At 72.7% G+C, this 25128-nt stretch carries 24 protein-coding genes; 9 read left to right on the forward strand and 15 right to left on the reverse strand.

Going from position 1 to position 25128, the window contains the following annotated elements; genetic code table 11:
* Nucleotides 1-89: 89 nt before the first annotated feature.
* On the reverse strand, nt 90-545 hold the full coding sequence (locus ACSNOB_RS07970) for a gamma-glutamylcyclotransferase (protein ID WP_091097949.1): 456 nt from the start codon (nt 543-545) through the stop codon (nt 90-92).
* A gap of 165 nt (nt 546-710) precedes the next feature.
* Here ACSNOB_RS07970 and ACSNOB_RS07975 point away from each other — a divergent pair, with 165 nt between their 5' ends.
* Nucleotides 711-2114: an NAD(P)H-quinone dehydrogenase gene (locus ACSNOB_RS07975; RefSeq protein WP_393102457.1), complete on the forward strand. Its 1404-nt coding sequence runs from the start codon at nt 711-713 to the stop codon at nt 2112-2114.
* Here ACSNOB_RS07975 and ACSNOB_RS07980 read toward each other — a convergent pair.
* On the reverse strand, nt 2092-2730 hold the full coding sequence (locus tag ACSNOB_RS07980; RefSeq protein ID WP_436685933.1) for a DUF998 domain-containing protein: 639 nt from the start codon (nt 2728-2730) through the stop codon (nt 2092-2094). The two genes, ACSNOB_RS07975 and ACSNOB_RS07980, sit on opposite strands and share 23 nt — an antisense overlap.
* Nucleotides 2731-2922: 192 nt before the next feature.
* Here ACSNOB_RS07980 and ACSNOB_RS07985 point away from each other — a divergent pair, with 192 nt between their 5' ends.
* Nucleotides 2923-3384 carry a DUF1877 family protein gene (locus ACSNOB_RS07985; protein ID WP_436685985.1) on the forward strand — a complete coding sequence of 154 codons (462 nt, stop codon included), beginning with the start codon at nt 2923-2925 and terminating at the stop codon, nt 3382-3384.
* Here ACSNOB_RS07985 and ACSNOB_RS07990 read toward each other — a convergent pair.
* Complete coding sequence (locus ACSNOB_RS07990) at nt 3381-4091, reverse strand: DedA family protein (protein WP_436685934.1); 711 nt, start codon at nt 4089-4091, stop codon at nt 3381-3383. The two genes, ACSNOB_RS07985 and ACSNOB_RS07990, sit on opposite strands and share 4 nt — an antisense overlap.
* Nucleotides 4092-4596: 505 nt before the next feature.
* Between ACSNOB_RS07990 and thrS the strand changes: the two genes are divergently transcribed.
* Complete coding sequence (gene thrS, locus ACSNOB_RS07995; RefSeq protein WP_436685935.1) at nt 4597-5814, forward strand: threonine--tRNA ligase; 1218 nt, start codon at nt 4597-4599, stop codon at nt 5812-5814.
* A 73-nt stretch (nt 5815-5887) separates the two neighbouring features.
* Here the strand turns inward: thrS and ACSNOB_RS08000 are convergent, their stop codons facing one another.
* The 4 genes from ACSNOB_RS08000 to ACSNOB_RS08015 form a co-directional block, all read right to left on the reverse strand.
* Nucleotides 5888-7792, reverse strand: a complete 1905-nt coding sequence (locus tag ACSNOB_RS08000; protein ID WP_436685986.1) for an ABC transporter ATP-binding protein — start codon at nt 7790-7792, stop codon at nt 5888-5890.
* A 142-nt stretch (nt 7793-7934) separates the two neighbouring features.
* Nucleotides 7935-9668, reverse strand: coding sequence for an ABC transporter ATP-binding protein (locus ACSNOB_RS08005; RefSeq protein ID WP_436685936.1), 1734 nt, complete (start codon nt 9666-9668; stop codon nt 7935-7937).
* Nucleotides 9662-10126 carry a MarR family winged helix-turn-helix transcriptional regulator gene (locus ACSNOB_RS08010; protein ID WP_393102463.1) on the reverse strand — a complete coding sequence of 155 codons (465 nt, stop codon included), beginning with the start codon at nt 10124-10126 and terminating at the stop codon, nt 9662-9664. Before ACSNOB_RS08010 ends, ACSNOB_RS08005 begins: the two co-directional genes overlap by 7 nt.
* Nucleotides 10127-10151: 25 nt before the next feature.
* On the reverse strand, nt 10152-10598 hold the full coding sequence (locus tag ACSNOB_RS08015) for a DoxX family protein (RefSeq protein ID WP_436685937.1): 447 nt from the start codon (nt 10596-10598) through the stop codon (nt 10152-10154).
* Nucleotides 10599-10683: 85 nt separating this feature from the next.
* Here ACSNOB_RS08015 and ACSNOB_RS08020 point away from each other — a divergent pair, with 85 nt between their 5' ends.
* Nucleotides 10684-11250, forward strand: a complete 567-nt coding sequence (locus tag ACSNOB_RS08020) for a TetR/AcrR family transcriptional regulator (RefSeq protein WP_436685938.1) — start codon at nt 10684-10686, stop codon at nt 11248-11250.
* 48 nt (nt 11251-11298) lie between these two features.
* Here ACSNOB_RS08020 and ACSNOB_RS08025 read toward each other — a convergent pair whose 3' ends face one another.
* Together ACSNOB_RS08025 and ACSNOB_RS08030 are read right to left on the reverse strand one after the other, a co-directional pair.
* A complete protein-coding gene (locus ACSNOB_RS08025) occupies nt 11299-12738 on the reverse strand; it encodes a GuaB1 family IMP dehydrogenase-related protein (RefSeq protein ID WP_436685939.1) in 1440 nt (479 codons plus the stop codon).
* Nucleotides 12739-12825: 87 nt separating this feature from the next.
* Entirely contained in the window at nt 12826-13422 is a 597-nt protein-coding gene (locus tag ACSNOB_RS08030; RefSeq protein ID WP_436685987.1) for a LysE/ArgO family amino acid transporter, read from the reverse strand.
* 96 nt (nt 13423-13518) lie between these two features.
* Between ACSNOB_RS08030 and ACSNOB_RS08035 the strand changes: the two genes are divergently transcribed.
* Entirely contained in the window at nt 13519-14409 is an 891-nt protein-coding gene (locus ACSNOB_RS08035) for a LysR family transcriptional regulator ArgP (protein WP_436685988.1), read from the forward strand.
* Nucleotides 14410-14517: 108 nt separating this feature from the next.
* Here ACSNOB_RS08035 and ACSNOB_RS08040 read toward each other — a convergent pair whose 3' ends face one another.
* Entirely contained in the window at nt 14518-16269 is a 1752-nt protein-coding gene (locus ACSNOB_RS08040) for an acetyl/propionyl/methylcrotonyl-CoA carboxylase subunit alpha (RefSeq protein ID WP_436685940.1), read from the reverse strand.
* 147 nt (nt 16270-16416) lie between these two features.
* Between ACSNOB_RS08040 and ACSNOB_RS08045 the strand changes: the two genes are divergently transcribed.
* The 4 genes from ACSNOB_RS08045 (at nt 16417) to ACSNOB_RS08060 (ending at nt 20235) form a co-directional block, all read left to right on the forward strand.
* Nucleotides 16417-17025: a PadR family transcriptional regulator gene (locus tag ACSNOB_RS08045; RefSeq protein WP_436685989.1), complete on the forward strand. Its 609-nt coding sequence runs from the start codon at nt 16417-16419 to the stop codon at nt 17023-17025.
* A gap of 129 nt (nt 17026-17154) precedes the next feature.
* On the forward strand, nt 17155-18114 hold the full coding sequence (locus tag ACSNOB_RS08050) for an ATP-binding cassette domain-containing protein (protein WP_393102468.1): 960 nt from the start codon (nt 17155-17157) through the stop codon (nt 18112-18114).
* 20 nt (nt 18115-18134) lie between these two features.
* Nucleotides 18135-18890, forward strand: a complete 756-nt coding sequence (locus ACSNOB_RS08055; RefSeq protein ID WP_393102469.1) for an ABC transporter permease — start codon at nt 18135-18137, stop codon at nt 18888-18890.
* A 97-nt stretch (nt 18891-18987) separates the two neighbouring features.
* Nucleotides 18988-20235 carry an MFS transporter gene (locus ACSNOB_RS08060; RefSeq protein WP_436685941.1) on the forward strand — a complete coding sequence of 416 codons (1248 nt, stop codon included), beginning with the start codon at nt 18988-18990 and terminating at the stop codon, nt 20233-20235.
* Nucleotides 20236-20314: 79 nt separating this feature from the next.
* Here ACSNOB_RS08060 and ACSNOB_RS08065 read toward each other — a convergent pair whose 3' ends face one another.
* The 5 genes from ACSNOB_RS08065 to ACSNOB_RS08085 form a co-directional block, all read right to left on the reverse strand.
* A complete protein-coding gene (locus tag ACSNOB_RS08065) occupies nt 20315-20968 on the reverse strand; it encodes an O-methyltransferase (protein ID WP_436685942.1) in 654 nt (217 codons plus the stop codon).
* Nucleotides 20969-20977: 9 nt separating this feature from the next.
* Nucleotides 20978-21634, reverse strand: coding sequence for a Maf family protein (locus ACSNOB_RS08070; protein WP_436685943.1), 657 nt, complete (start codon nt 21632-21634; stop codon nt 20978-20980).
* Nucleotides 21635-21651: 17 nt separating this feature from the next.
* A complete protein-coding gene (gene mycP, locus ACSNOB_RS08075; RefSeq protein WP_436685990.1) occupies nt 21652-22764 on the reverse strand; it encodes a type VII secretion-associated serine protease mycosin in 1113 nt (370 codons plus the stop codon).
* A 1450-nt stretch (nt 22765-24214) separates the two neighbouring features.
* A complete protein-coding gene (locus tag ACSNOB_RS08080) occupies nt 24215-24682 on the reverse strand; it encodes a hypothetical protein (protein WP_436685944.1) in 468 nt (155 codons plus the stop codon).
* Between the two features lie 144 nt (nt 24683-24826).
* Nucleotides 24827-25039 (reverse strand): acyl-CoA carboxylase subunit epsilon, encoded by a 213-nt coding sequence (locus ACSNOB_RS08085; protein ID WP_436685945.1) that lies wholly within the window; start codon nt 25037-25039, stop codon nt 24827-24829.
* Between the last annotated feature and the right edge of the window lie 89 nt (nt 25040-25128).

A 25128-nucleotide genomic window follows, 5' to 3' on the forward strand; every position in this document is an offset into this window, starting at 1 on the left:
GTGGCGGCGGCCCGCCCGGTAGCAGACTGGGGGCCGTGGGATACGCGCGCAGAGGCCGACGCGGTGCCGGTGGGCCGGGACCGCGGCCTCTAGGCCGACGCGGTGCCGGTGGGGCGGGACCGCAGCTCGGTGACGTAGTCGTCCGGGGCACCCGCCTTCTCGGCGGCGTTCGCGATCTCCGACAGGTACCACGAGGTGGGCAGGCCGCCCTCGTAGCCGTCGAAGACGTAGACCCACGCGGTCACGTCCCCGTCGAGGGTGGAGACGCGCACGTGCAGCTTGCGGTACGTGCCGGCGGTCACCCCCTCGATCTCGTCGAGCTGGGCGGCGTCGTAGGGGTGGATGTCGTAGAGCGCCACGAAGACCCGGTCGCCGGGGGACTCGACGACGGTGCTGACCGCGCCCTCCCAGCCGATCACGTCCTCGCCCGCGAAGGTGAGCCGCCAGCCCTCCAGCCAGCCGGTGCCCACCATCGGCGAGTGCGGGCAGTAGGCGCGCATGCGGGCGGGATCGAGGTTTGAGCCGTAGGCGGCGTAATGACGCACGGCGATGACGATAGCCCGCCCGCCGGGTGGGGGAGAATACGACGGTGCGTGTCGGACGCGTTCGGGAGAAGAAAGTCACTGTGAGCATGGGTCGGGGGCGGGCACGGTGAGCGCGAGGAGTGCAGCGGAGCGGAGCCCCGCAGTCGCGAACGAAAGGATGGCCCTGTGAGCCGGATCGTGATCATCGGTGGCGGGCCGGCGGGCTACGAGGCGGCCCTGGTCGCCGCGCAGCTCGACGCCGACGTCACCGTCGTGGAGGCCGAGGGTGCCGGCGGGGCCTGCGTGCTGTCCGACTGCGTACCGTCGAAGACCTTCATCGCCAGCTCCGAGGTGGTGACCGGCTACCGGGACACCGAGGAGTTCGGGGTGCACTCCGACGGGCTGGAGGCGGTCACCGTCGACGCCCGGGCGGTGCACGGGCGGGTCAAGCGTCTCGCGCTGGCCCAGTCGGCCGACATCCACGCCAAGCTGGTCAAGGCCGGGGTGACGTTCGTCGCGGGCACCGCCCGGCTCGGCGAGGACACGCTCGGCCACACCCACCGGGTGATCGTCACCCCGGCCGACGGCGGCGCGGAGCACACGATCGACGCGTCGACCGTGCTGGTCGCCACCGGCGCCACCCCGCGTCAGCTTCCCACCGCCGTACCGGACGGCGAGCGCATCCTGACCTGGCGCCAGGTGTACGACCTGCCGGAGCTGCCCGAGCACCTGATCGTGGTCGGTTCCGGCGTCACCGGCGCCGAGTTCGCCAGCGCCTACCTCGCCATGGGCGTCCAGGTGACCCTGGTCTCCAGCCGCGACCGGGTGATGCCGCACGAGGACGCCGACGCGGCGATGGCCATCGAGCGGGTCTTCCGCAACCGGGGCATGAGCATCCTCAACAACTCCCGGGCCGACGCCGTGCGCCGCACCGCCGACGGGGTGGAGGTGGAGCTCTCCGACGGCCGGAAGGTGTCCGGTTCGCACGCGCTCATCGCGGTCGGCTCGATCCCCAACACCGCCGACCTGGGCCTCGCCGAGTACGGCGTCGCGCTCGCCCGGGGCGGCTACGTCACCGTCGACCGGGTCTCCCGCACCAACGTGCCCGGCATCTACGCCGCGGGCGACTGCACCGGGGTGCTGCCGCTGGCCAGCGTCGCCGCGATGCAGGGCCGGATCGCGATGTGGCACGCGCTCGGCGAGGCGGTCCGGCCGCTGCGGCTGCGTACGGTCGCGGCGAACGTCTTCACCGACCCGGAGCTGGCCACCGTCGGCGTCTCCCAGGACGAGGTCGACGCGGGCAAGGTGCCGGCCCGGCAGGTGATGCTGGCGTTGGACGGGAACGCCCGCGCGAAGATGGACGACCTCGCCGACGGCTTCGTCAAGCTCTTCTGCCGGCCGGCGAGCGGCCAGGTGATCGGCGGCGTGGTGGTGGCGCCGAAGGCGAGCGAGCTGATCCTGCCGATCACGATGGCGGTGGAGAACAACCTCACGGTCAACGAGCTGGCCCAGACCATCACGATCTACCCGAGCCTCTCCGGCTCGATCACCGAGGCCGCCCGCCAGCTCATGCTCCACGAGCTGGAGTGACCTGTCGCTCCCTTGCCTCACTGACGGCCCGCGAGCGGGCGAGGGTGGCCGCCACGGTGGCGACGACGGCGACCTCGGTCACGATGAGCAGGCGCTCGACGAGACCGAGCAGCACCCGGTCGCCCGGGTAGGCCGACCAGGCCATCGCCGCGGCGAGGGCCACGCTGGCCACGGCGAGACGACGCACCCAGCGGGCGGCACCGCCGGGCAGCCGGGCCGCCAGCAGCCAGCCACCGATCGGCAGCGCCAGGAAGGCGGCCACCGAGGCGTACCGGTGGACGTACGCGGAGGTGTCCATCGGCATGCCTGGCTCGTTCGTCGGCACGACGGCGGCCAGCAGTAGCCCGCCGACCCAGGTGGCGAGGAGCAGGTCGGCACCGACGGACGGGCGTCGTCCGGCCATCCGCAGCCCGGGCAGCAGCACGGCGGTGGCCGCGGCGAGCACCACCATGGCGACGTCGATGACGCCGCCCCGGTCGGAGACGGCGAAGTCGCTGACGGTCAGCGACCACGGGTTCAGGTCGTCGTTCACCTCGAGGTGACCAACCACGGCGAGCAGCGCCGCGACGGCGATCCCGCCGAGGGCCGCCAGCCCGCTGTTCCGGGTTCCACGCATGCTTCAGCCTGTCGCCACAGACACCCCACGCGGATCCGGGAAGGCCACCGAACTCCATCCTCGGGACCACCCCTAAGAGGCCCCGGGCGGTGCGTGCCGAGGAACAGCTGGCGGATAGTGTTCATGATCGAGGGTGCGACGCAACGACGGCATCACACATCCCGCCTAAGCCATGAGGTGAGACACGTGGGCATGACCCTGGACTACGTCGAAGTGACCCCGCAGCAGTTGGCCGACGTCGCGGACGACGGCGAGAAAGCCGACGAGCTGTACGAGCAGGTCAGCAGTGGGGAAACTGCTATCAGCGGGTTCGTCGAGAAGGCATGGGACGGCATCCAGTACCTGCTCGACGCCGCCGACGTCGGTGTGCAGTTGCGCGAGGGCGAGCCCATCGACGATGACGGTGAGTTCAGTGGCTTCGACCCGGACGTGGTCCGTCACATCGCCCAGCGTCTGAACGATGCCCCGTTCGAACGACTCGCCCCGTACTACAACCCCACCGACATGACGGAACGGAACGTCTATCCCCACTGTTGGGACTCCGACCCCGAGACGGAGCGGGAGTATCTCCGCGAGAGATACGCCGTCCTGCGGATGTTCTTCGACACCGTCGCCCGCAACGGCAACGCCGCACTCGCCTCCTTCTCCGTCTAGGGGGTCATGTCCAACCGGCCAGGAAGACCGCCTGCCTCGTGGGGCCGAACGCAGTCGCCCGGACCTCCGTCGAGCCGGTCGAGCCCGGCCTCAGTCTCCTGACGTGGTGGACCGAACGGCCTGGCGGTGCGGGCGCCGAGCGCCGTCATCGCCCAGCCGGCCACCGCGAACCCGGCCGCCGCGACCGCCGCGATCACCGCCAGCCGCCACGCCGACTCGGTCAGCGCCGTCCCGCCCAGGTGCCCGACCAGCCCGCCGTACGTCGCCCAGCCCAGTGCGGCCAGGCCCTCGTAGAGCAGGAACAGCCGGTACGGGTACCGGCTGCGGCCGGCGGAGAAGCAGGCCGCCATCCGGCCGCCGGGCACGAAGCGGCAGAGCAGGATCACGAGCGGGCCGGGCCGGCGCAGCCCCTGGGTGACCCGGCTGGCGACCCGGCGGGCCCGGCCCGGCGCGGTGTCACGGTGCGCCCGGCGGTGTGGCGCGCCCCGCCCGAGCAGGTAGCAGGCGAGGTCTCCGGCGAAGACGCCGAGCGCGCCGACGGCGATGGTCAGCGGCAGGTTCAGCCCGCCGTAGACGGTCAGGGCGCCGCTGGTGATCATGATGACCTGGGTGGGGATGACCGGGACGAAGGCGTCGGCCACCAGCAGCCCGAGCAGCGCGAGGTAGGCCCAGGTCGGCGAAGCGACCTCAGTGAGTAGTTCGGGCACCACTGCCACCTCGCCGGATGGGACCGATCGGTGTACCGAGCCTGACGGCGTGTCCGGCGTCACCGGACACGGCCCCGGCTCGTGGTGACCGCCGACACGGCAGGGCTACCCGGGCCCAACGAGCGGGCGCCGGCGAAGGTGACGCCACCGCGTGCTTCCGGGGGTCGGCGGATCGGCGCCGGTCGGCGTACCGTTGTCGGCGCGCGGCCCCCCAACCGTCGGGTCCCCCGTTCCTGACGACCGGCCCGCCCCCGATCCCCGGGCCGTGCCGGTCCACGAGCAGCGCCCACGGCACCGTACCGGCGGGGGAAATCCGGCTGCGGCCCCCGCGCGGGTGGGCGTACCGTCGCCGCATGAGCAGTGCGGTGCTGACCACGACGCCGGGATACCCCGGCGCGCCGCACTGACCTGACCGTCGACGAGGCCCCGGGGCGATCCGCCCCGGGGCCTCGTGGCGTCCGGTGACCGGGTCGCCTCCGGGTCGTACCCGATCAAGGAGCGCGACATGATCGACCACCGCAGGCTCGGCCGGGAGCTGGACCTGTTCGACTCCGACCCGCTGGCCGGCGCCGGGCTGCCGCTCTGGCTGCCGGCCGGCGCCGCCGCCCGGCACGCCGTCGAGGAGTACGTCCGGGACCTGGAGCGCCGGGCCGGCTACCGGCACGTGTACACCCCGCCGCTGGGCAAACGGGAACTGTTCGAGCTCTCCGGGCACCTCGGCTACTTCGCCGACGACATGTTCCCGCCGCTGCGGCTCTCCGCCGACGACGAGTTCGTGCTGCGGCCGGCGCTCTGCCCGCACCACGCCCTGGTGTACCGGGCCCGGGGCCGTTCCTACCGGGAGCTGCCGCTGCGGATCGCCGAGCTGGGCGGCATGTACCGCGCCGAGCGCTCCGGGGTGCTCGGCGGGCTGTCCCGGGTGCGGGCCATCTCGCTCAACGACGCGCACAACTTCTGTGCCCTGGAGCAGGTGGGTGAGGAGGTGGCGGAGATCCTCCGGCTGATCGGCGAGGCGCACGCCGCGCTCGGCGTACGGCCGGCGGGGTTCCGGTTGTCGCTGCGCGGGCCCGGCCAGCAGTACGTCGGGGACGACGCCCAGTGGGCACGGGCCGAGGAACTGCTCCGCTCGGCGCTGCACGGGGTGGAGTTCACCGAGGCGCCGGGGGAGGCCGCGTTCTACGGGCCGAAGATCGACATTCAGGTGCGTGACGCCGCCGGGCGGGAGTTCACCCTCTCCACCGTCCAGCTCGACTTCGACAAGCCGGAGCGGTTCGACCTGTCGTACACCGACCCGGCCGGGGCGCGGCGTCGGCCGGTGATGGTGCACCGCAGCCTCGTCGGCAGCATGGAGCGGCTGTTCGCGTACCTGATCGAGGTGCACGAGGGGGCCTTCCCCGCCTGGTACGCCCCGGTGCAGCTGGTCGTGCTGCCGGTCGGGGACGCCCAGGCCGGGGCGGCGGCCCGGCTCGCCCGCGACGCGATGGCCGCGGGGCTGCGGGTCGAGGTGGAGTCGTCCGGTTCCCTGGGCGCCCGCATCCGCGACGCCGCCCGCGCCCGGATCCCGTACGCCGCCGTGGTCGGCCCCCGCGAGGCGGCCGAGGGCGCGGTCTCGCTGCGCCTGCGCGGGGGCCGCGCCCTGGACCCGATGCCCGCCGCCGACGCCCTGCGGCTGATCGGCGCGGTGGTTTCCGGGCGCGGCGCGGCCCTCCTCCCGGCGGGCTGAGGCCCCGGCCGGCCCCGGGCCAGTCGGCCGGCCGCTTGTCGCGGCCGGTGGCCGCGTCGTCATGGCGGTCACGTCAGATCGACGCGGGCTCGGGGTCGGGCCGGGTCGCGGCGGTGAACTGCGACCGGTACAGCCGGTGGTACGCGCCCTGCGCGGCGAGCAGTTCGTCGTGCGTGCCCTGCTCCACGATCCGGCCGTCCTCCATCATCAGGATCAGGTCCGCGTCGCGGATGGTGGACAGCCGGTGCGCGATGACGAAGCTGGTGCGGTCCGAGCGCAGGGCGGCCATCGCCCGTTGGAGCAGCACCTCCGTGCGGGTGTCCACCGAGCTGGTCGCCTCGTCCAGGATCAGCAGCGACGGCTCGGCGAGGAACGCCCGGGCGATCGTGATGAGCTGCTTCTCGCCCGCGCTGACGTTGCTGCCCTCCTCGTCGATCACCGTGTCGTAGCCGTCGGGGAGGCTGCGCACGAACCGGTCCACGAACGTCGCCCGGGCCGCGGCCAGGATCTCCTCCTCGGTCGCGCCCGGCCGGCCGTACGCGATGTTGTCGCGGATGGTGCCGCCGAAGAGCCAGGTGTCCTGGAGGACCATGCCGATCCGGCCGCGCAGGTCGTCGCGGCGCATGGTCGTGACGTCCACCCCGTCGAGCGTGATCCGGCCGGCGTTCAGCTCGTAGAAGCGCATGACCAGGTTGACCAGGGTGGTCTTGCCGGCGCCGGTCGGCCCGACGATGGCCACGGTGTGCCCGGGCTCGGCGACCAGCGACAGGTCCTCGATGAGCGGCTTGTCCGGGGCGTACCGGAAGGAGACGTGCTCGAACTCGACCCGGCCGTGCGGGTCGCGCACCCGGGCCGGCGCGGCCGGGTCGGGGCTCTGCTCCTCGGCGTCGAGCACGGCGAAGACCCGCTCGGCGGAGGCCACCCCGGACTGGAGCAGGTTCGCCATCGAGGCCACCTGGGTGAGCGGCTGGGTGAACTGCCGGCTGTACTGGATGAACGCCTGCACGTCGCCGAGGCTCATCGAGCCCGACGCCACCCGCAGGCCGCCGACCACGGCGATCGCCACGTAGCTGAGGTTCCCGACGAACATCATCGCCGGCATGATGATCCCGGAGACGAACTGCGCGCCGAAGCTGGCCCGGAACAGCTCCTCGTTCTTGGCGGTGAAGGCGGCCTCCACCTCGCGCTGGCGGCCGAAGACCTTGACCAGCTCGTGGCCGGTGAACGCCTCCTCGATCTGGCCGTTCAGCTCGCCGGTGTGCGTCCACTGGGCGATGAACTGCTGCTGCGAACGCTTGGCGATGACGCCGGTGACGACCACCGACACCGGCACCGCGACCAGTGCCACCAGGGCCAGCAGCGGCGAGATCCAGAACATCATGGCCAGCACGCCGACCACGGTGAGCAGCGAGGTGAGGAGCTGGCTCAGCGTCTGCTGGAGGCTGGTCGAGATGTTGTCGATGTCGTTGGTGACCCGGCTGAGCAGCTCGCCGCGGGGCTGCCGGTCGAAGTAGGGCAGCGGCAGCCGGTTGAGCTTGTCCTCCACGTCCGCCCGCAGCCGCAGCACGGTGCGCTGCACCACGCCGTTGAGCAGCCAGCCCTGCCACCACATCAGCGCGCTGGCCGCCAGGTAGAGCCCGAGCGCCAGCAGCAGCACCCGCGCCAGCGCGGCGAAGTCGATGCCCACGCCGGGCACGACGTCCATCCGCGCGAGCATGTCGGCGAAGCTGTCGTTGCCGGCCGCCCGGGCGGCGGCCACCGCCTGGTCGGCGGTGGTGCCCGCCGGCAACTGCCGACCGATCACGCCGGTGAAGATCAGGTCGGTGGCGTGCCCGAGCACCTTCGGCCCGATCACGCTGAGCCCGACGCTGGCCACCGCCAGCGCGATCACGGCGACCAGCGGGAGGCGGTCCGGCCGCAGCCGGCGCAGCAGCCGCCGGGCCGAGGGCCCGAAGTTCATCGACCGCTCCGCGGGCATCCCGGCGCCGCCCCACGGCGGGCCGCCGCGCTGCCCGCCGGGCGGCAGCCGCCTGGGCGTCGGCGCCTCGGCGGCCGGCTTCTGCTGTGGTACGGCGCTCACACCGCCACCTCGCTCCGCTGGTGCCTGACGGTTCGCTCGCTCACGCGGCCACCTCCGCCGTGTTCTGGGACGCCACGATCTCGGCGTACGTCGGGCAGGTCTCCAACAGTTCGTCGTGTCGGCCCATCCCGACCACGCCTCCGTCCTCGAGCACGATGATCTGGTCGGCGCCGACGATGGTGGAGACCCGCTGCGCCACGATCACCACGGCGGCGTCGTCCGTGACGGGGCGCAGCGCCGCCCGCAGCCGCGCGTCGGTGCCGAGGTCGAGCGCGGAGAACGAGTCGTCGAAGAGGTAGATCTCGGGCCGGCGCACCAGGGCCCGGGCGATCGCCAGCCGTTGTCGCTGCCCGCCGGAGACGTTCGTGCCGCCCTGCGCGATCGGCGACGCCAGCTGGTCGGGCATCGCCTCGACGAAGTCCCGCGCCTGGGCGATCTCCAGCGCCTCCCACAGCTCCGCGTCGGTCGCGTCCGGGTTGCCGTAGCGCAGGTTGCTCGCCACCGTGCCGGTGAACAGGTACGGCCGCTGCGGCACCAGCCCGATCCGGCGCCACAGCTCGTCCGGCGCCAGGTCGCGTACGTCGACGCCGTCGACCAGCACCGCGCCGGCGGTGGCGTCGACCAGCCGGGGGACGAGCGACAGCAGGGTGGTCTTGCCCGAGCCGGTGCTGCCGATGACCGCCGTGGTCGTTCCGGGCGTCACGCGGAACGAGACGTCCCGCAGCACCGGTGCGGCCGCTCCCGGGTACTGGAACCGCACGCCGCGCAGCTCCAGCTCGCCGCGGGCGGACACCTCGGTCACCGGGCGGGGCGCCGGCACCACGGAGGAGTCGGTGTCCAGCACCTCGACGATCCGCTCCGCGCAGACCGCGGCCCGCGGCACCATCATCAGCATGAAGGTGGCCATCATGACGGCCATCAGGATCTGCATCAGGTACTGCAGGAAGGCGGTGAGGGCGCCGACCTGGATCGCCCCGGCGTCGACGCGTTGGGCGCCGAACCAGAGCACCGCGACGCTGGAGATGTTGAGCACCAGCATCACCACGGGGAAGATCAACGCCATCAGGCGGCCGGTGCGCAGGGCGGTCGCGGTGAGGTCGGCGTTCGCGGTGGCGAAGCGCTCCGTCTCGTACGGCTCCCGGACGAACGCCCGGACCACCCGGATGCCGGTGATCTGCTCGCGCAGCACCCGGTTGACCGTGTCGATGCGGGTCTGCATGAGCCGGAAGCCCGGCACCATCCGCCGGATGATCAGCCCCAGGGCGACGGCCAGCACCGGGACGCTGACCAGCATCAGCCAGGAGAGGCCGAGGTCCTCGCGCAGCGCCATCACCACGCCGCCGACGCTCATGATCGGCGCGGCGACCAGCATGGTGCAGCTCATCAGCACGAGCATCTGCACCTGCTGCACGTCGTTGGTGTTGCGGGTGATCAGCGAGGGCGCGCCGAAGCGGGCCACCTCCCGCGCCGAGAAGCGGTTCACGTGCCCGAACACCGCCGCCCGCACGTCCCGGCCGAAGCCCATCGCGGTCCGCGCGCCGAGGTAGACGGCGGCGACGGAGCAGACGATCTGGACCAGGCTGACCGCGAGCATCCACCCGCCGGTGCGCATGATGTAGTCGGTGTCGCCCCGGGCCACGCCGAGGTCGATGATGTCGGCATTGAGGCTGGGCAGGTAGAGCGACGCCATCGTGCCGACGAACTGGAGCAGCACCACCGCCGCCAGCGGCCGGTGGTAGGGGCGTAGGTGCGTGCGCAGCAGCCGGATCAGCATGTCGGAATTCCTTCCGGCCTGCCGGCGTCGCCGCTGCCGATGACCTCCAGGAGGAACTCCCGGATCACCGCCTCCTTCGCCGGGTCGGCGTCGACCGAGGTCAGCGGGCGCCCGGAGCGGATCAGGGCGGTCAGCGCGTCGACCCGGGCCCGGCCGGCCGGGGTGATCGCGAGCCGGACGCTGCGCCGGTCGGTGTCGTCGCGCTGCCGTTCGACCAGGCCGTCGCGTTCGAGGGTGTCGACGATGCCGGTGAGGGTGGCCGGCCGGACGAAACACTGCTCGGCCACCGCGCGGTGCGGCAGCTCGCCGTGCTCGGCGAGGGTCATCAGGGTCGCCATCCCGGCCTGGGTGAGCCCGTGTTCCTCGGCGAGGTAGCGGTTCCACCGCTGCCCGGTGACGTGTCCGGCGACCACGAGAAGGCGCCCGAGGGGCACGTCTCGCAGCTGGATCAGTTCCATGCCGGACACATTAGCCTCCTGATCGTCAGGGGCCAAACGAAATAGCGACGGCCACGGCGACGAAGAAGACCTGCTCCACCGTGCGCGGGCCGAGGGGGGTCACCGGCTTGCCGCCCAGGGTCAGCCGGCGCCGGGCGGCCGAGACGTTCGCCGGGAACATGGCCAGCATCAGCAGCGCCAGCCCGGCCGCGGCCCAGCGGGCGGTGGCCGGCACCAGCAGCCCGACCGCGCCCACCAGTTCCAGCACCCCGGTGAGCGCGACCAACAGGTCCGGCCGGGGCAGGGCGGGCGGCACCATCGCGATCATGTCCCGCCGGTAGGCGGGGGCGAAGTGCGCGACGCCGGTCACGACGAACATCAGCGCCAGTCCCACCCGCAGCGCGGGGTGCCAGCCGTCGAGGGCGGCCACGCCGGCCAGGCCGGCCAGCCGGGCGAGCGCGGTGCCGACCACGAGCGCGATCAGCGGAGCCATGGGATACCTCCTCGATGGGAAACTTGTCGCCGACAAGATTGCCTGCCGAGGTGTCATCTTGTCAATGGCAAGATAGGATCGCGGCATGACCGGAACGCGCGGCTACCACCACGGCGACCTGCGTCGCGCCCTGCTCGCCGCGGCGGTGCAGGTGATCGAGGAGTCCGGGCCGGCGGCGCTGAGCCTGCGCGACCTGGCCCGGCGGGCGGGCGTCTCGCACGCCGCCCCGGCGCACCACTTCGGCGACAAGGCCGGGCTGCTGACCGCCCTCGCCGCAGAGGGCTTCGAACTGCTCGCCGAGGCGCTGCGCGGCGCGGACGACCTGCTCGGCAGCGGCGTCGCGTACGTCGACTTCGCGGTCGGCCACCGGGCGCACTTCGAGGTGATGTTCCGCCCGGACCTCTACCGGGGCGACGCCGAGGAGCTGGTGGCGGCCCGCCAGCGGGCCGGGGACGCGCTGCGCGCCGGCGTCGCCGGGCTGCCCGAGGAACGGCCGACGGCGGCGGATCCGCAGGGCGACGCGCTCGCCGCCTGGTCGATCGTGCACGGCTTCGCCACGCTCTGGCTCGCCGGCGCGCTGCCGGAGCGGGTCGGCGACGACCCCCGGGCGGCGGCCCGCGCGGTCATCCGCCGCCTCTTCCCGAAGCCGTGACGCTCGCCGGCGGGCGGACCGCCCGGCCCGCCCGCCGGCGAGGGCACCTCACCAGCTCGTCGGCAGCGGCATGCCCTCGGTGTAGCCGGCCGTGCTCTGCACGCCGACCACGGCCCGCTCGTGGAACTCCGCCAGGTCCCGCGCGCCGGCGTAGGTGAAGGAGCTGCGTACCCCGGCGATGATCTCGTCGATCAGGTCCTCCACGCCGGGGCGGGCCGGGTCGAGGTACATCCGGGCCGAGGAGATGCCCTCCTCGAAGACCGCCTTGCGGGCCCGGTCGTACGCGCTGTCGTCGGCCGTGCGCGCGCTGACCGCCCGCGCCGAGGCCATGCCGAAGCTCTCCTTGTAGCGCCGGCCGTCGGCGTCGGTGTAGAGGTCGCCGGGGGACTCGTAGGTGCCGGCGAACCAGGAGCCGATCATCACGTTCGACGCGCCGGCGGCCAGGGCCAGCGCCACGTCCCGCGGGTGGCGTACGCCGCCGTCGGCCCAGACGTGCCGGCCGAGCTGGCGGGCCGCCGCGGCGCAGTCGAGCACGGCGGAGAACTGTGGCCGGCCCACCCCGGTCATCATCCGGGTGGTGCACATCGCGCCGGGCCCGACGCCCACCTTGACGATGTCGGCGCCCGCCTCCACCAGGTCGCGTACGCCCTCGGCGGTCACCACGTTGCCGGCCGCGACCGGGACCGCCGGGTCCAGCGCGCGGACCGCCCGCAGCGCCGTGATCATCCGCTCCTGGTGGCCGTGCGCGGTGTCCACGACCAGCGTGTCCACCCCGGCCTCCAGCAGCGCCGCGGCCTTTCCGGTCACGTCGCCGTTGATGCCGACGGCGGCGGCGATGCGCAGCCGGCCCCGGTCGTCCACCGCCGGCTTGTAGAGGGTGGCCCGCAGCGCGCCCTGCCGGGTCAGCACCCCGACGAGGCGGCCCTCGGCGTCGACCACCGGGGCGAGCCGCCGCCGGCCGGCCGAGAGCCGGTCGAAGCCGGTACGCGGATCGGCGTCTGCCGGCACGGTGTGCAGCTCGGTGGACATCACATGCCGGAGCTGGGCGAAGCGGTCGACGCCCACGGTGTCCGCCTCGGTCACCACGCCCAGCGGCCGGCTCTCGTCGTCGATCACCACGACGGCGCCGTGCGACCGCTTCGGCAGCAGGTGGATGGCGTCGCCGACGGTGTCGGTCGGGCCGAGCGTGATCGCGGTGTCGTGCACCAGGTGGCGCCGCTTGACCCAGGCGACGACGTTCGCCACCACCTCGATCGGGATGTCCTGCGGGATCACCGCGATCGCGCCGCGCCGGGCCACGGTCTCGGCCATCCGCCGGCCGGACACCGCGGTCATGTTGGACACGACCAGCGGAATGGTGGTGCCGGTGCCGTCGCCGGTGGCCAGGTCGACGTCGAGCCGCGAGCCCACCTCGGAGCGGGCCGGCGCCATGAAGACGTCGTTGTAGGTCAGGTCGTGCGCGGGAACCGCGCCGTGTAGGAACCGCACCCCGCCATCATTCCCGCCCCGCGGCGCCCGCACCCCCGGTGGTCGCGGAAAACACCCCCGGCCGGGCGGTGCGCGGCGTCACCCCGGTCAGCCCAGCACCAGCCCCGCCGCGATCGCGGCCATCACGAGGGCGACCACCCCGTCGACCACCCGCCACGCCGCCGGGCGGGCCAGCACGGGCGCGAGCCGGTGGGCGGCGGTGCCCAGGGCGGTGAACCAGACCACGCTGGCGAGCGCCGCGCCCGCGCCGAAGACCCAGTGGTGCGGGTGCTGGCGGGCCACCCCGCCGAGCAGGAGCACGGTGTCGAGGTACACGTGCGGGTTGAGGTAGGTGAAGGCGAGGCAGGCCAGCACCGTCGCCCCGAGCGTGGCCGGGGGCCGGTCGGCGGGCGAGAGCCCGCCGGGGCGCAGCGCGCGGCGTGCGGCCAGCACGGCGTACCCGAGCAGGAACGCGGCGCCCAGCCAGCGGACGGCGGCCAGGGCGGTGGGGTGCTCCGCCGTGGCGGTGCCCATCCCGGCGATGCCGACGGAGATGAGCAGCGCGTCGGAGGCGGCGCAGACGACGACCACGGGCACCACGTGCTCGCGGCGCAGGCCCTGCCGCAGGACGAAGGCGTTCTGCGCGCCGATGGCGGCGATCAGCGCGATGGCGAGGGAGAAGCCGGCGGCGGCGGAACCGGTCACGGAGCTGGTGAGAATCTCGGGCACGGGTCGACGCTACGAGGCTCCGCGGATGCAGCCCAGCTAAAGATTCTGATGGTGGATAAGCTGGTCTTCATCATGCTCGACACCACGCAGCTCCGGACGTTCGCCGCGGTGGTCCGCGAGGGCAGCTTCGAGGCGGCCGCGCACGCCCTGCACGTCACCCCGTCGGCCGTCAGCCAGCGGATGAAGGCGTTGGAACAGGCCGTCGGGCAGGTGCTGGTCCGCCGGACGAAGCCGTGCCGGGCCACCGACGCCGGCCGGCCGCTGCTGCGGCTGGCCGGGCAGGTGGCCCTGCTGGAGCGGGAGGCGTTGGACGCCGCCCGTCCGCCGACGACGGGCGGCGCCGCCCCCACCCGGGTGACCGTCGTGGCGAACGGGGACTCGCTCGGCACCTGGTTCGTCGGCGCGCTGGCGCGGCTGCCCGCCGAGCTGGCGCTCCTGTTCGACGTGCGCCGCGACGACGAGGACCACACGGCGGAGCTGATCCGCGACGGCACCGCGATGGCGGCGGTGACCGCGCAGCGCGAGGCCGTCCAGGGCTGCCGGGTGGAGCGGCTGGGCGCGATGCGGTACGTCGCGCTGGCCCGGACCGAGTTCGCGGCCCGCCACTTTCCCGACGGTCTCACCGAGGCGGCCCTCGCGGCGGCGCCGATGATGGCGTTCGACCGCAAGGACCAGCTCCAGCACCGGTTCGCCCGCACCGTCACCCGGCGCCGGATCGATCCGCCCGTCCACTACGTGCCGTCCTTCGACGGCTTCAACGAGGCCGTGCGGCTGGGGCTGGGGTGGGGGATGGTCCCCGAGCGGCTCGCCCGTGCCGACATCGCGGCGGGCCGCTGCGTCGACCTCGGCGCCGGGCGCCACCTGGACCGGCCGCTGTACTGGCAGCACTGGCGGGTGGACTCCACCACGCTGGACGCGCTGACCGCCGCCGTCCGGGCGGTCGCCGCCACCGAGCTGCGCTGACGCGCGCGCCGGCCGGGCAGCGAGCCGGCGGGGCGCTGCGCCCGGTCAGAGATCGGCGAGCGCCGAGCGCGGCCCGGGCCGGCGATCGGGCGGTGACCCCGGACGGGGTCAGGCGATGGTGCAGATCGCCGCGCCGGCGCTGATCACGGCGCCGACCTCGGCGGCCAGGCCGCTGACCGTGCCCGCCTTGTGCGCGTGCAGCGGCTGCTCCATCTTCATCGCCTCCAGCACCACGACCAGGTCGCCCTCGGCGACGGTGTCCCCGTCGGCCACCGCGATCTTGACGATCGTGCCCTGCATCGGCGAGGTGAGCGCGTCGCCGCTGACGGCGGCCCCGGCCTTGGTCCCGCCGCCCCGGCGGGCCGGCTTGCGGGCGGCGGGCGCGGCGGCGGTCGTACCCCCGCCGAGGCCGGCGGGCAACACCACCTCCAGGCGCTTGCCGCCCACCTCGACCACGACGGTCTCGCGCTCGGCCGGCGCCTCGGCGGCGCCGGCGGCGGCGGCGAACGGCGGCACGGTGTTGTCGAATTCGGTCTCGATCCACCTGGTGTGCACGGTGAACGGCTCGGCGGTGAACGCCTCGTCCCGGACGACCAGCCGGTGGAACGGCAGCGCGGTGGCCATGCCCTCGACGACCATCTCGTCCAGCGCCCGGCGGGCCCGCTCCAGCGCCTCGGCACGCGTCTCGCCGGTGATGATGACCTTGGCGAGCAGCGAGTCGAAGTTGCCGCCGATCACGTCGCCGGCCGAGATGCCGGTGTCCACCCGGACGCCGGGGCCGGTGGGCAGCCGCAGCGCGGTGACCGTGCCGGGGGCGGGCAGGAAGTTGCGGCCCGGGTCCTCGCCGTTGATCCGGAACTCGATGGAGTGCCCGCGCGGCGTCGGGTCCGCGGTGAACCGCAGCTTCTCGCCGTCGGCGATGCGGAACTGCTCGCGGACCAGGTCGATGCCGGCGGTCTCCTCGGTGACCGGGTGCTCGACCTGGAGGCGGGTGTTGACCTCCAGGAAGGAGATGGTGCCGTCGGCCCCGACCAGGTATTCCACCGTGCCGGCGCCGTGGTAGCCGGCCTCCCGGCAGATCGCCTTGGCGCTGTCGTGGATCTGGGCGCGCTGCGCGTCGGTGAGGAACGGCGCGGGGGCCTCCTCGACCAGCTTCTGGTGGCGGCGCTGGAGCGAGCAGTCCCGGGTGCCGACCACGACCACGTTGCCGTGCTGGTCGGCCAGCACCTGCGCCTCGACGTGGCGCGGCTTGTCCAGGTAGCGCTCGACGAAGCACTCGCCCCGGCCGAACGCGGCGACCGCCTCGCGGGTGGCCGACTCGAACAGGTGCGGGATCTCCTCCATCGTGCGGGCCACCTTGAGCCCGCGCCCGCCGCCGCCGAAGGCGGCCTTGATGGCGACCGGCAGGCCGTGGTCGACGGCGAACGCCATCACCTCGTCCGGGTTGGCCACCGGGTCGGGGGTGCCGGGCACCAGGGGAGCGCCGGCACGCTGGGCGATGTGCCGGGCGGTCACCTTGTCGCCGAGGTCGCGGATCGCCTGGGGGGTGGGGCCGATCCAGGTCAGCCCGGCGTCGATGACGGCCTGGGCGAAGTCGGCGTTCTCGGAGAGGAAGCCGTAGCCGGGGTGCACCGCGTCGGCGTCGGCCTTGGCGGCGACCTCCAGCAGCTTGTCGATGCGCAGGTACGACTCGGCGGCGGTGTCCCCGCCGAGCGCGTACGCCTCGTCGGCCAGCGTGGCGTGCAGGGCGTCCCGGTCGGAGTCCGCGTAGACGGCGACGCTGCCCAGACCGGCGTCGCGGCAGGCGCGGATGACGCGGACGGCGATCTCGCCGCGGTTGGCGATGAGTACCTTGCGCACCTTGAGGGCTCCTCCCGGGAGGTTACTGACCGGGAGTGTATCGGCCACCCTGAGGACCCTAACGATCGCTCAGTGTGGGATGCCGCACTGTTCCGCCGAGCCCTAGTCAAGTTTGCCTATTACGCTCTTCCGGTGTCTGCCACGCGAATGATGATCCTCGGGCTGGTGCGGTGGATGCAGCCCGTGCACGGCTACGACGTGCGCCGCGAGCTGCTCAGCTGGAACGCCGACAAGTGGGCCAACGTGCAACCCGGTTCGATCTACCACGCCCTGCGTAAGCTCACCGAGGAGGGGCTGCTGCGCGAGGTGGCCACCGAGCAGGTGGGCGCCCGCCCGGCCCGCACCACGTACGAGGTGACCCCGAAGGGGGAGGAGGAGTTCGAGAGGTTGCTGCGCGGGCTCTGGTGGCGGCTGCACGAGCCGCCGGACCCCTTCGCGGCGGCGTTCTCCTTCCTGCCCGCGCTGCCGCGCGAGGAGGCGGCGGCAGCCCTGCGCAACCGGGCGAACCTGCTGCGCGCCGGTGTCGAGTGGATGCGTGCCTCGTTGAGTTCTGACTGGATGCGTGACACCAAGCCGGTGCACGTGGGGTGGATGTTCGAGCTCTGGACGGCCCGGTCGGAGGCGGAGATCTTCTGGTGCGAGCGCATCGCGGAACGGATCGAGTCGGGGGTGTCGTACCTGCCTGATGGATTGGAGCGGGCGCAGGGCTGGGAGGGCTGGGAGAAGCGGCTGCCGCCGCGACCGGACGCCGATTAATCAACGTTGACCATAAAAGCTATATCGCGTTAGCCTGCTCGCGACGCACGGGGGAGCACGCCGTCCGGCGTCGTCTCCACGGGACAGGCAGGCGGCCGGTCGCGCCGGCCCCGACGACCAGGAGCAGAGATGATCGAGACCAGAGGGTTGCGGAAGTCGTTCCGCTCCCGTGAGGGTCGCCAGACGAAGACCGTCGACGCGGTGCGCGGCGTCAACCTGCAGGTCGCCGAGGGGGAGATCTTCGGGTTCCTCGGCCCCAACGGCGCCGGCAAGACCACCACCCTGCGGATGCTGGCCACGCTGATCGAGCCGGACGGCGGCGAGGCCACGATCGCCGGCGCCGACCTGCGCAAGGACCCGGCCGAGGTGCGCCGCCGCATCGGCTACGTCGCCCAGGGCGGCAGCACCTGGGACGAGTCCACCGCCCGCGAGGAGCTGGTCCTCCAGGCCCGGATGTACGGCATCGGCAAGGCCGAGGCGCACCGGCGGGCCGCCCTCGCCCTCGACGCCTTCCAGCTCACCGAGTACGCCGACCGCAAGTGCAAGACCTACTCCGGCGGCCAGCGGCGGCGGGTGGAGATCGCCCTCGGCATCATCCACGAGCCGAAGATCGTCTTCCTGGACGAGCCCACCAGCGGCCTCGACCCGCAGAGCCGCGCGCACATGTGGGACGAGATCCGCCGGCTGCGCGCCGACGGGATGACCGTCTTCATCACCACGCACTACCTGGACGAGGCCGACGCGCTCTGCGACCGGATCGCGATCATGGATCACGGCGAGGTCGTCGCGGAGGGCACCCCGGCGGACCTGAAGCGCGAGATCTCCGGCGACGTGGTGCTGGTCGGGCTGGACGCCGCGGCCACCCCGCAGGCCGCGCAGCTGCTCGACAGCGAGCCGTACGTCAACAAGCTGGAGACCGCCGACGAGGGCGGCCTGCGGCTCTACGTCGACGAGGGCGCCACCGCCATCCCGCAGATCCTGCGGCGCGTCGACACCGGGGGCCTCGCGCTCAACTCCATCGAGCTGCACCGGCCCAGCCTCGACGACGTCTTCCTCACCAAGACCGGCCGCTCGCTGCGCGAGTCCTGACCCCAGACCGGAGAGACCTCATGAAACTCGCCCGTGACACCTGGCTGATCTTCCAGCGCCAGCTCCAGCTCCTGCTGCGCAACCCCGTCTGGGTCTTCGTCGGCGTCTTCCAGCCGGTGATGTACCTGCTGCTCTTCGCCCCGCTGCTCAAGCCGGCGCTGAACGCGCCCACCCAGGCCGAGGCCTACAAGATCTTCGTGCCCGGCCTGCTGGTGCTGCTGGCCATCTTCGGCGGCCTGTTCCAGGGCTTCGGGCTGATCGCCGAGCTGCGCGCCGGGGTCATCGAACGCTCCCGGGTCACCCCGGTCAGCCGGCTGGCCCTGCTGCTCGGCCGCTCCCTGCGGGACGTGGTGTCGCTCATCGTGCAGGCGGTCATCATCACCCTGCTCGCGCTCCTGTTCGACCTGCGCGTCTTCATCGTCGACCTGCTTCTGGCGTACCTCATGCTCGCCCTGATCGCGCTGATGACCTCGGCCGTCTCCTACGGCGTCGCGCTCAAGGTCAAGAGCGAGGACGCGCTGGCCCCGCTGATGAACACCGTGGCGCAGCCGGTGCTGCTGCTCTCCGGCATCCTGCTGCCGCTCACGTTCGCGCCCGGCTGGCTCCAGGGCGTCGCCGAGTGGAACCCCTTCTCCTGGGCCGTCGACGGCACCCGGGCCCTCTTCGCCGGCGACCTCGGCGACGACAAGGTCTGGCAGGGGCTGACCATCATCGCGGTGCTCGCCGCGGCCGGCGTCTTCTGGGCGGCCCGGCAGTTCGCCCGCACCGTCCGCTGAGGTCGACGCCTGCGGTGCGGGAGGCCCTTCCCGCCCCCTGGGAGACCTGCCTCTCACCCGAGCGGGGCGCCGGCCGGACACTTGTACCGTAAGGCCGGTGCCCCGCCTCACCCGTGACCGGATCACCTGGCTGACCTACGCCCAGCTCGGGCTGTGGGGCTTCTTCCTCTACGGGTTCGGGCCGGTCGTGCCGCTGCTCCGCGACGAACAGGGCACCTCGGCCGCCGTCGCCGGCCTGCACAGCACCGGCATCGCCGTCGGGGCGCTGGCCGGCGGGGCGCTCTTCGCGCCGCTGGCCCGCCGGGTCGGCCGCGGTCGCGCCGTCTGGGTCGGGCTGGCCGGGGTGGCGTGCGGCGTCGCCGCCCTCGGCACCCTGCGGGCCCTGCCCGCCACGATCACCGCCGTCGCGGTGGTCGCCACCTTCGGCATGATGGTGATCAGCGGCGTGTCCGTCGTGCTCACCGCCCGGCACGGCGCCGCCGCGCCGGCCGCGCTGACCGAGGCCAACGCCGCCTGCGCCGGCATGGGCATCCTCGCGCCGCTGGTCATCGGCGCCAGCGTCGACGCCGGGTGGGGCTGGCGGCCGGTGATGGCCGTCGAGGCCGGCCTGATCGCGCTGGTCGCGCTCGCCGCCCTGACCTTCCGCGTACGCCTGCCGGAGGCCGCCCCCGCTGCCGCGGCTCCCGGTGGATCGCCGGCCGGCGACCCGGCCGACGCCGGCTCGAATGGGGCTGGTCCCGCCGGGACGGCCGCCCGGCGGCTGCCCCCGGCGTACTGGATCGCCTGGGTGCTGATGGCGGTCACCGGCTCGATCGAGGTGTGCCTCTCCCTCTGGACCGCCGACGTGCTGCGCTCGCACGCCGCAATGGCGGCCGGCACGGCCTCGGCCGCGGTCGCCGCGATCGTCTGCGGCATGTTCGTCGGCCGGCTCGCCGGCGGCCGGATCGCCCTGCGGTACCGGCCGGTGCCGCTGCTGCTGGCCGCGTTGGGTGTGTCGCTGCTGGGCTTCGCGCTGTTCTGGGTCGCCCCGGTCGGCTGGCTCGCCGTGACCGGCCTCGTGGTGCTCGGCCTCGGCAACGCGCTGCACTACCCGCTGGCCATCTCGATCGCGCTCGCCGTCGCCGGGCCGGCCGCGGACCGGGCGGCCGGCTGGGCGTCGTACTCGATGGGGGTCGGCTTCGGGATCGCGCCGGTCGCCCTCGGCTGGGTGGCCGACGGAGTGGGGCCCCACCTGGCGTTCCTGCTGCTGCCGGGCTTCATCGCGGCGGCCGCGCTGCTCGCCGCCCGCCTGGGCCGAGCCCTGCGCCCGGCTCCCGCCGAGGTCCGCGCCCCGGCCCCCGCCTGACTCGGATCTTGGCAGGGAGCGGCCCCTCCAGGGGCCGTTGCCTACCAAGATCGCGCGGGGCGACGCCTCCCGGTGGCCGTCAGTGCACCCGGGCCAGGGTCAGGCCGTCGGCGATCGGGAGCATCACCGCGTCCACCCGGACGTCGGCGAGCACCTCGTCGTTGAACGCGGCGATGGCCCGGTCGTCGGCGTTCTGCGGGGCGATCACCCGGCCTCCGCGCAGCACGTTGTCGACGGCGATCACCCCGCCGGGACGCATCCGGGGCACCAGCTCCGACCAGTAGATCGGGTAGCCCGTCTTGTCGGCGTCGATGAACGCGAAGTCCAGGTGACGCTCGTGGGGCAGTTCGCGCAGCGTGTCGCCGGCCGGGCCGATGCGCAGCTCGATCCGGTCCTCCACGCCGGCGCGGGCCCAGTAGCGCCGGGCGATGCCCGTGAACTCCGCCGAGATGTCGAAGCAGGTCAGCCGCCCGCCCTCGGGCAGCCCTCGGGCGATCGCCAAAGACGAGAGCCCGGTGAAGGTGCCCACCTCCACGGCCTGCCGCACGCCGAGCAGCCGGGTGAGGAAGGTCAGGAAGGCGGCCTGCTCCGGCGCGACCTGCATCTGCGCGTTGTCCGGCAGGGCGGCGCGGGTCTCCTCGGCCAGGTCCCGCATGATCTCGTCCGGTGGCGAACCGTGCGCCACCAGGTACGCGTGCAGTTCCGACGTGAGCGGGATCGACTTCGTGGTCATGAACGGACGCTAGCCGAGCGGTTCGACCGACTGGTTGCCGGGCGCGACCTTCGTCCACAGATCAGTGATCCGCAGGTCCAACTCGGACAGCAGGCGGCGCAGCATGGGCAGCGAGAGCCCGATGACGGTGCTCGGGTCGCCCTCGATCCGCTCCACGAACGGCCCGCCCAGCCCGTCGATCGTGAAGGCGCCGGCCACCGCGAGCGGCTCGCCGGTGCCCACGTACGTGGCGACTTCGTCGTCGCTGACGTCGGCGAAGTGGACGACCGTGGAGGCGACCGCCTCGGCCCGACGCCCCGCCACAATGTCGATGAGACAGTGCCCGCTGTGCAGCACGCCGCTGCGCCCCCGCATCCGCCCCCAGCGTCGGGTGGCGTCCGCCGCGTCGGCCGGCTTGCCGAGGATCTCCCCGTCGAAGGCCAGCACCGAATCGCACCCGATCACCAGCGTCCGCTGGCCATCGGTCGGCCGCAGCCGGGTGAGCACCGCCTGCGCCTTCAACCGGGCCAGCTCCAGGCAGAGTTCCTCGGCCCGCTCGGTGACCACCTGGGACTCGTCGACGCCGCTGACGAGCACGTCCGGTTCGATCCCGGCGGCCTGGAGGATCTTGCGGCGGGCGGGGCTCGCCGAGGCGAGCACGAGGCGGAGCGGCATGAATTCGGACACGTCGCCGACGTTACCGGTCAACGGCTCACGCGGGGTGGGGGGTCGTCACCTCGGCGACGCCTGCGGGCGATCAGCGCCCATGCCCCACCAGCGGCCACGATCACGCCGAGGGTGACCAGGCCGCGAGCGGTCGCCCCGTCGTCGCTCTCGCCGTCAGGCTCCGCGACCGCTGTCGTGGTCGAGGCGGCGCGGGTCGGAGCGCTGGCCGTCGCCGACCCGAAACCCAGCGGAGGTACGTCCGCCGTCAACGCGGCCACGAGGTCGATGACCCCGTACCCGTACTCGTCGTCCCGTCCCGGTGGTCCCTTGTCGACGGCGGTAGCGACAAGCCGATGCGCCACCTCCGACGCTGGCAGGTCCGGATACTTCGACCTAATCAGCGCCACCGCGCCTGCCACGATCGCCGTAGCGCCAGATGTTCCAGCGCCCTTCGAGTACTTCCCGTCGTAGCTGGTGCTGTAAATGTCAACGGCGGGAGCAGCTACATCGACCTCGGCTCCGGTAACCGAGAGAGCTGCACGTTTGCCGGTGCGATCGATGCCCCCAACGGCGATGACGCCTGGGTGGCTTGCAGGAAAGCCAACTGCCTGATTTCGAGGCCGGTTTCCGACTCCAGCAACTACCACCACATCTGAAGCCAAGGCGCTATCGATAGCACGGCGAAGTCGGGCACTGCTTGCGCCGACAGACGAAATGTTGATTACATCTGCACCTTCTGAGACAGCATACTCGATACCTTGTGCTAGGGCGTCGGGCTCGCCTTCGCCGTTAGGCGGCGAGTCAAATATTGGCAGGATCTTTGCCTTCGGCGCTATACCGAGTGCTCCCATTTTTCCGCCCTGTCCGTGCGCGGCGATCAGACCCGCCATCGAGGTCCCATGGCTGTCGCGATCCCGCCGGCCGTCGCCGCTACCACCCGGGATAATGTCTATTCCCGGGAGTAGGTTGTCGCGTAAGTCGGGATGTGGATCCACTCCGGTGTCAGGGACAGCGACCGTTACCCCCGCGCCCTGCGTTAGTTGATGCGCTTCAGTAATCTTTAGATACGTCAGGTGCCATTGGTCGCTGCGGATTCGGTCGGCGCCATTGGGCCTAGGCGCGGCTTGGGCCGAAATCATATTGAGAGGCATCGCTAGGCTCAATGCCGTTGCCGTAACAATTGCAACCGCAAGGCCCGCGCCAGCGGGGTCTGGCTTCACCGATTGAAGCCGATGGCGGGACCAGGGTCGATGGGCCCCTCCTCATCCGGCGGCCGAACCACCGGCGCGACTCCCTGATCCGTTGCCCAGGGTTCGTCGGGATCCCAGCGTCGGACGTCTTCCCTATGGCTGTCACGACGTTGAGGTCGGCCCGGCACTCCGCCTACACCGGTTGTGCTCCCGGTGCTTCCTAGATTGGCCAGGCCAGGGGCCCCTCCCAGCGGCGGCATCCCGTGCAAAGCTCCGGAGCCCCGGCCGCTGCCAGGGCGGGAGCCGGCACCTCCCGTTGGTGCGGTGCCTGCGCCTCCGCCGCCGATCACGCCGCCGATCGGATTGACTCTGCGAGGCTGCGAGTTGCTGGTGCCGGGCTGTCCAAGTCCCATCCCTGACGCTCCGCCGATAAGGCCGCCAGGAGGCATGGGTCGAGGCGATGCGCTGGGTAGGCTGTTGGCTCCTCCTGAAACGGGACGCCCGCTGTGTCCGGGCTGTCCGGGCAGTGGACGAGGCGTCCCTGAGCGGCTTCCAGGTGACGGCGGAATCGTTGGTGGCGTTCCTAAGTTCGGCGACGGTGTGGTTGACGGGGCCTGCGGCAACGTAGGGCTAGCGGGCGCTGGTGCCAAACCGGTACCTGCCCCGCCAAGTACCGGTCCGATGGCTGGAGTTACCGGAGTAGGTACCGGTCGAACAACGGGCGCTGGACGAGGCGTCGTCGATGTGGAAGCGGTGGGCAGCGGCACTGGGACGATTGGCGGTATGACCGGTGCGCCGCCGCCGCTCCCATACGCGTCCGGCTTCTCGGATTGAATCGGAGGACGGCCTGCTGGCGGCTTTTGGAGCATTACTTGGGCGTGTTGGAGTTCGCCGCTGAGGCCGTACATGATGCCGCGAGCCTGGACGTTGAGCCGTTCCAGGTCGGCGTCGGTCACCGGGCGGTCGGGGACCCGGCTGCCCATGGCCGCCTTGGGGTCGGCGAGCGTCGCCTCGTACGTCCGCTTCTCCTGGAGCTTGACGGCGTACTCGTCGTAGATCTTCTTGAGCTGGGCCCGGGTGGTCCCGATGGCCTGTGTCGCGGCGGAGAGCGCGGTGTAGTTGGTGGCGGCCGCGTCGTGCGTGCGTTGCACCTTGTCGATCAGGTCGTCGAGCTCGCGGACGTACGCCCGGGCGGCCTCGTTGGTCTCCGGGTTCCATGCCTCCGCCAGCCCGCGGCGGTATTCCTGGAGCCGGCTCAGGTGGGTCCGGGCGAGGTCGCAGACCTTGCGCCAACCGGCGACCTGCTTCCAGTGATTGGTGGTGTCGTGGTCCTGGAGGCAGGCCCACATGCTGGCCACGTCCATCAGGCGCCAGTCGGTCAGGCCGGACGTGCGGCCGCTGCCCCGCTCGATCACGGCAGCACCACCGGCCCCGAACCCGGTCCGGTCTCCGGCCCGGTGGGATCGCGCAACACGGGCGACGGGCCGCGCGGCGCGGCGGCCGCCGGGTTGGCGAGCGCCCGCTCGACGTCGGCCACGCGGGCGGACGAGAAGGCATCGGAGTCGGTGTAGCGGCTGGCCACCGTGCCGGCGGCGACGGCCAGGTGGCCGGTGGCGTCGCGGACGCCCCAGACGATCTCGGCGGTGGCCTGCTGCGTTTCGTGGTGTGCGCGCAGGAAGTCGACCAACTCGATGAAGGCGTCGGCCGGGTTGGGCACCGGAGCCCGCATGTCCTCGGCGATGTACGACAGGTGGGGGGCGTAGTTGCGTTCGACCTCGGCCCGGAGCTTGTCGGCGAACTCGCGTAACTGCCGGATGTCCGCCTCGATGCCGCCGTAACCGCGGAGCCAGGACGCTGGACGGTCCTCCTCGGGGATCATCGGCCCTCCCTACCCGTCACTGCGCCGTTTCCCTGAGTGAGGTTAATGGGTCTCCGACGATGTCGGCAGCCCCAACCCCGCACTCTCGGGCCGTCCGCGGGCGGGTAGGGGCGGCGAGCTGCGGTGATCCGTACCGGGAAAGGGTCAGCGGGGCAGGCCCGACGCCCGCCAGGCGCCAGGACCGGCCACGGGCGTCGTGGCGGCCGGGCGGCCGCTGCGCGACCACGCGGACGCGGCGACCGGCGAGGGGGCGGCGGCCGGACGGGACCGGACGACGATCGCGCCCACCAACGCGGCCAGTTCCTCGGCGGTGGGCACCCCGCGGACGACCCGGAACAGCGGCTCTTCGGCAGACATGGCGCCAGCGTACGCGGCGCGAAGGCTGACCTGAACCGCACAGTGGCGTGCCGGCGGTGTGAGCGTCGTGCCCGCCGGGTACCGTCTGG

The sequence above is a fragment of the Micromonospora sp. URMC 106 genome (assembly GCF_051386395.1).
GTDB lineage: Bacteria > Actinomycetota > Actinomycetes > Mycobacteriales > Micromonosporaceae > Micromonospora.

Coding starts and splice junctions, on each gene's coding strand:
- ACSNOB_RS07980 (WP_436685933.1), bottom strand. CDS start 2,730: ATGCGTGGAACCCGGAACAGCGGGCTGGCGGCCCTCGGCGGGATCGCC.
- ACSNOB_RS07985 (WP_436685985.1), top strand. CDS start 2,923: ATGACCCTGGACTACGTCGAAGTGACCCCGCAGCAGTTGGCCGACGTC.
- thrS (WP_436685935.1), top strand. CDS start 4,597: ATGATCGACCACCGCAGGCTCGGCCGGGAGCTGGACCTGTTCGACTCC.
- ACSNOB_RS08000 (WP_436685986.1), bottom strand. CDS start 7,792: ATGCCCGCGGAGCGGTCGATGAACTTCGGGCCCTCGGCCCGGCGGCTG.
- ACSNOB_RS08005 (WP_436685936.1), bottom strand. CDS start 9,668: ATGCTGATCCGGCTGCTGCGCACGCACCTACGCCCCTACCACCGGCCG.
- ACSNOB_RS08010 (WP_393102463.1), bottom strand. CDS start 10,126: ATGGAACTGATCCAGCTGCGAGACGTGCCCCTCGGGCGCCTTCTCGTG.
- ACSNOB_RS08015 (WP_436685937.1), bottom strand. CDS start 10,598: ATGGCTCCGCTGATCGCGCTCGTGGTCGGCACCGCGCTCGCCCGGCTG.
- ACSNOB_RS08020 (WP_436685938.1), top strand. CDS start 10,684: ATGACCGGAACGCGCGGCTACCACCACGGCGACCTGCGTCGCGCCCTG.
- ACSNOB_RS08035 (WP_436685988.1), top strand. CDS start 13,519: ATGCTCGACACCACGCAGCTCCGGACGTTCGCCGCGGTGGTCCGCGAG.
- ACSNOB_RS08045 (WP_436685989.1), top strand. CDS start 16,417: ATGATGATCCTCGGGCTGGTGCGGTGGATGCAGCCCGTGCACGGCTAC.
- ACSNOB_RS08050 (WP_393102468.1), top strand. CDS start 17,155: ATGATCGAGACCAGAGGGTTGCGGAAGTCGTTCCGCTCCCGTGAGGGT.
- ACSNOB_RS08055 (WP_393102469.1), top strand. CDS start 18,135: ATGAAACTCGCCCGTGACACCTGGCTGATCTTCCAGCGCCAGCTCCAG.
- ACSNOB_RS08065 (WP_436685942.1), bottom strand. CDS start 20,968: ATGACCACGAAGTCGATCCCGCTCACGTCGGAACTGCACGCGTACCTG.
- mycP (WP_436685990.1), bottom strand. CDS start 22,764: ATGCCTCTCAATATGATTTCGGCCCAAGCCGCGCCTAGGCCCAATGGC.
- ACSNOB_RS08080 (WP_436685944.1), bottom strand. CDS start 24,682: ATGATCCCCGAGGAGGACCGTCCAGCGTCCTGGCTCCGCGGTTACGGC.
- ACSNOB_RS08085 (WP_436685945.1), bottom strand. CDS start 25,039: ATGTCTGCCGAAGAGCCGCTGTTCCGGGTCGTCCGCGGGGTGCCCACC.